Raw genomic sequence first — 4,800 nt, forward strand, 5'->3', positions numbered from 1 at the left:
TTAATGGGGAGAAAATTAATGAAACAGAAAATAGAGCAGTATTACATACGGCTTTAAGAAACCGATCAGACCTCCCTGTAAATTTGGATGGAAAAGATATCATGCCAGAAGTAGATGATGTACTGGACCAGATGAGGGATTTTTCGGGACGGATAATTTCTGGCCAATGGAAAGGTTACACTGGGAAAGCCATTACCGACATTGTTAACATTGGTATTGGAGGGTCAGATTTAGGCCCATTAATGGTAACAGAGGCCTTAAAGCCATATAAGGTCCCTCATATCAAATCGCATTTTGTTTCCAATGTGGACGGAACACATATCAGTGAAGTATTGAAGGAAGTAGATGCAGAAACTACTCTTTTCATCATTGCTTCCAAAACATTCACTACCCAAGAAACCATGACCAACGCACACACAGCCAGGGATTGGTTTTTAAGTTTTGCACAAAACGAAGACCTAGTGAAATCTCATTTTGTGGCCGTTTCTACTAACGCAACAAAAGTAGCCGAATTCGGCATCGACCCATTAAATATGTTTCGTTTTTGGGATTGGGTTGGAGGACGCTATTCCCTATGGTCGGCTATAGGATTATCCATTGCCTGTTCCCTAGGTTTTAACAACTTTGAGAAATTACTCGAAGGGGCCTATAGTATGGATCAACATTTCAAAAATGCTGAGTATTCCAAAAACATTCCGGTCACTTTAGCGATGATAGGAATCTGGTACAATAATTTTTTTGATGCCCAATCCGAAGCCATTTTACCTTATGATCAATACATGCACCGCTTTGCTGCCTATTTTCAACAAGGAAATATGGAAAGCAATGGAAAATCAATTGACCGGGGAGGAAAAAAATTAAACTATCAAACTGGACCTATCATTTGGGGTGAGCCTGGAACAAACGGTCAGCATGCCTTTTATCAATTAATTCATCAAGGGACAAAAATGATTCCTTGTGATTTCTTGGCACCAGCCATCAGCCACAATCCTGTGGGAGATCATCATGCCAAATTACTGGCTAATTTCTTTGCTCAAACAGAAGCCTTAATGCAAGGAAAAACAGAGAAAAAGGTGGTTAGAGAATTGAAGGAAACAGGTAAAACTGAAGAGGAAATTGAACAACTAAAATCTTTTAAGGTATTCGAAGGGAATAGACCAACTAATTCCATACTTTTTAAAATGCTCACTCCTCATACTTTAGGAAGCTTAATTGCAATGTACGAGCACAAAATATTTGTACAAGGTGTAATATGGAATATTTTTAGTTTTGACCAATGGGGGGTTGAATTAGGAAAACAATTAGCTAATAGAATTCTTCCAGAGCTGGAAACGGAAGATGAAATTTCTTCCCATGATGTATCAACCAATGGGTTAATTAACGCTTACAAAAAGATGAGAAAAGAATTATAGGATTGAGAAAAAGTTCGGATTCATTCCAAAAAATAAATATCCTGTTCGAGAACTGTTCCAAACAGGATATTTATTTTTCTGACCCAAAAATAGCTCAAGTTTGGATTTTATATTTTCAATTTTTTACCAAATCCATAATTATTTCAAGAACCTCTAAAATAAAATCCTACCCCTACAGTCAGATGAGAATCAACATTATCCCTAAAAAGGTCAATCCCAACTTTTAAAGCTAAAGGAATACCTCTTGGAGTAATTAAGGCACCAGCTTCCCCTGCGATAGATTTTGAATGGTAATATCTCTCAGCATACTGTTCCGTTATGATCCCAATTCCTATATAGGGCATTAGCTCTGGTAATACACAATATCCAACATTTAAACCAAGTCTGTTGTTAGAGAAAGAATCCCCTGAAGCGTTTAATTTAAGGCTAATAAATCCTCCGACCCTCCCACCTTTAAACCCTAAGTCCACACCCAGAAAATCAAATAATCCATTGTACCTCATCTTATTGGCAAAAGTAGCATCAACAAGCACAAAATATGATAACTTTTTAGCAGGATTTTCATTCAACTCAACGTCCAAGCCACTATTTATTTGTTGATTCCCCTGGGCATAGGAATAAGTGGAAAATATTGGAAACGCAATCAATAATACCGTAAAAACTTTTTTCATAATCGACTGTTTTAAATAGGTTATCTATTTGTATCAACTAATTGAATAAGCTTTTGTATTGAGAAAGCAAAAATATTTAGAGAGTTTAATTGGGGAAACAATTAGCTAATAGAATTGTTCGGGAGCTGGAAACCCAAGATGAAATTTCTTCCCATGATGTATCCACCAAAAGGTTAATTATCGCCTACAGGAAGATGAGAAAAGAGTTATAGAATTAGGAAAATATATAAAGTCATGCTAAAAATTAATATCCTATTGGGAACAATTCCCAAATAAGGTATTTTTTAAAGAACTAGACTAAATTTTTATTTAAACCCCATACCCTCCATCATTTTCAATTCCATAAAAACTCAAGAACCTTTTAAATAAAAACCTACTCCTACGGTCAAATGAGAAGCAGCCACATCCCTAAAAAAGTCAACCCCAACTTTTAAAGCTAAAGGTATACCCCTTGGAGTAATGAGAACACCAGCTTCTCCTGCTATTAAATTATTTGGTCTTGTATAGTTAAAGCTAACAATAAGGTCTCCAACATACTCTTCCATTACGATTCCAATTCCAACATAAGGCATCAGATCTGGTAACACACAATAACCTACATTGAGTCCCAATCTACTTTTAGCAACAAACTCTCCTGAAGCATCTAATTTAAGGCTAATAAAACCTCCAACTCTTCCACCCTTAAAGCCTAAGTCTACCCCCAGTAAATCTAGAAATACATCTAAATCTTTATTCGCAAAAGTAACATCAGCAAGCACAAAGTAAGATAACTTTTTGGTTGGCTTATCACTTAAATCAACATTCAAATCGCTATTAATTTGCTGATTTCCCTGGGCAAAGGAATAAGTGGTAAAGATTGGAATTGCAAACAATAATACCGTAAAAACTTTCTTCATAATTGACTGTTTTAAATAGGTTATCTATTTGAATCAACTAATTGAATAAGTTTTTGTATTGAGAAAGCAAAAATATTATTGACGCTTAAGAAAATGTTTCAATCACGAAGTTTAACCCATTTCAATACAGATAAAACCAATTCATCTTCATTAATTAACCACCATTTTACTAAAAAGCTATTGTTTTGAGGAGATACTTTGAATTATTTACCTCAAATTTCCAATAAAGGGGTGAGGAAAATAACTGGAAAAATGCCATCATTAAAATAGGGAGAAAATGGATACAAAGGGAGAAATATTAGTGGTATCATCAATGAGAATTTTTTGCAATCCAACCGTTACTAAACCTAAAAGAATGGTCAAAGTAACACTTAATAAAGTTCCCAAAATAATATATTCAGCTCGTTTTCTATCTGTATTATTGGTCATGTCCCCAAAACGAAATACAGATTTAGCAGCTAAGAGAAAACCGATAGCTGTAAGGTTATTACTCAAAATAAAGGTTAAAATTAAAATACGTTCCAGAATTCCAATCCATTGACCTGCCTTTAAAAGACCCTCACTATTTTCACTAATCTGTTTTCGCCATTCTAAGGTAGCCTGACTAATAAAAAACGAAATCGGATTAGTAACCAATAAATAGGCCAGCCCATATAATAAAATTTTTTTGTTTATCAATACTCTCCCAAATAGCTCAAAAAATAGTGTGCTTTGTTCAAAGGCCAAACCCCAAACTACAAAAAGTACCAAAAGATGGGCCAATTGATCAAGAATAAACCCATAGGATTTAAGTTTTCTTCTTTCATCCAAGGCCACCTTCCCAAGATCAATTAGGGCGTGGGACCAGAACACCAATCCTGCCCACTTGATTAACCAAATAAAGGAATGGTCATCTTTAAATAGATACAATACTAAAAAAGTAAGCCCTCCATGAATTAAGGCATGTAACCACAAAAAAATTGATTTAACATTGTCTCTATGCTTACTCCTAACCCAGGAGGATGGCTGCAGAAAAAAATCTCCCAAAAGATGGGCAATGATTAGCAAGAGTAAAATTTCCGTAAATTCTATTGATGTAAGCATAACTTTTCAATCTTCAATTGAAAACGTTCCAAAAAAACCAAGATAGCATTCATATTTGATGACCTAAAATGCTGGTTAATAGTAGGTTGTGAAATTTGCAATTTTTCGGCCAATTCATTTTGAGTTAAATTATCCAATAAACCTGCAAATACCACTTTGGCTGTTGCAGGTTTCCATCGGTTAATAATTCCTTCAGCAAGTATACTTTCTACATAAAACTCTTGATCAAATTCACCCCAAGGGCTTTCCATTCCAAATCTTCTGCTTTTATTCTTCAAACGGTCTAGGCCTAAGCCGGACCGCTGAAAAGCCTCCCCATCGGAGGTGGCCACGCTTTCATCCAAGAAATCTACCGTTCCTATTCCAATAAACATACGAGCATCGGCATTTAAAGTCATTTTTAACATGGAACGCAATAGTAACAATAGGCGCAAAGCTTTTTCGGGTTTATAAAGAAGAATTTGAAAGCTGTCTCCTCGAAAAACTTCATAACGAAAATCCTCTGATTTAAAAAAAGAACTATCCCCAATAGACTTAAAAAAGTTTTGGAGGTTAATCAATAAAGTCTTTCTGTTCTTTAATGATCTAGAGCCAATAATATCCCCAGTTATTACGGCACAATAAACCTTTTTTGCATTCATAAAGCTAATATAGGTAAAAACACCTATATTTCTAAATTATAGTCAAAAATACCTATATAAATAAATTATAGGTAAAAATACCTATACTATTAAATTC

5 protein-coding genes are annotated in these 4,800 nt (G+C 34.9%); 1 reads left to right on the forward strand and 4 read right to left on the reverse strand.

Going from position 1 to position 4,800, the window contains the following annotated elements:
• On the forward strand, positions 1-1,412 hold a 1,412-nt coding region (pgi, locus tag E1171_RS06840), incomplete at its 5' end, for a glucose-6-phosphate isomerase (RefSeq protein ID WP_155205264.1).
• Between the two features lie 143 nt (positions 1,413-1,555).
• On the opposite strand, the gene E1171_RS06845 is transcribed toward pgi, so the two are convergent.
• The 4 genes from E1171_RS06845 to E1171_RS06860 form a co-directional block, all read right to left on the reverse strand.
• Positions 1,556-2,083 (reverse strand): hypothetical protein, encoded by a 528-nt coding sequence (locus E1171_RS06845; protein ID WP_155205265.1) that lies wholly within the window; start codon positions 2,081-2,083, stop codon positions 1,556-1,558.
• Between the two features lie 350 nt (positions 2,084-2,433).
• Entirely contained in the window at positions 2,434-2,979 is a 546-nt protein-coding gene (locus E1171_RS06850) for a hypothetical protein (RefSeq protein WP_155205266.1), read from the reverse strand.
• Positions 2,980-3,240: 261 nt separating this feature from the next.
• Positions 3,241-4,062 (reverse strand): DUF3307 domain-containing protein, encoded by an 822-nt coding sequence (locus E1171_RS06855; protein ID WP_155205267.1) that lies wholly within the window; start codon positions 4,060-4,062, stop codon positions 3,241-3,243.
• Entirely contained in the window at positions 4,047-4,703 is a 657-nt protein-coding gene (locus E1171_RS06860; RefSeq protein WP_155205268.1) for a SatD family protein, read from the reverse strand. Before E1171_RS06860 ends, E1171_RS06855 begins: the two co-directional genes overlap by 16 nt.
• Positions 4,704-4,800: the final 97 nt, after the last annotated feature.

This window comes from Xanthovirga aplysinae (assembly GCF_009711365.1).
GTDB lineage: Bacteria > Bacteroidota > Bacteroidia > Cytophagales > Cyclobacteriaceae > Xanthovirga > Xanthovirga aplysinae.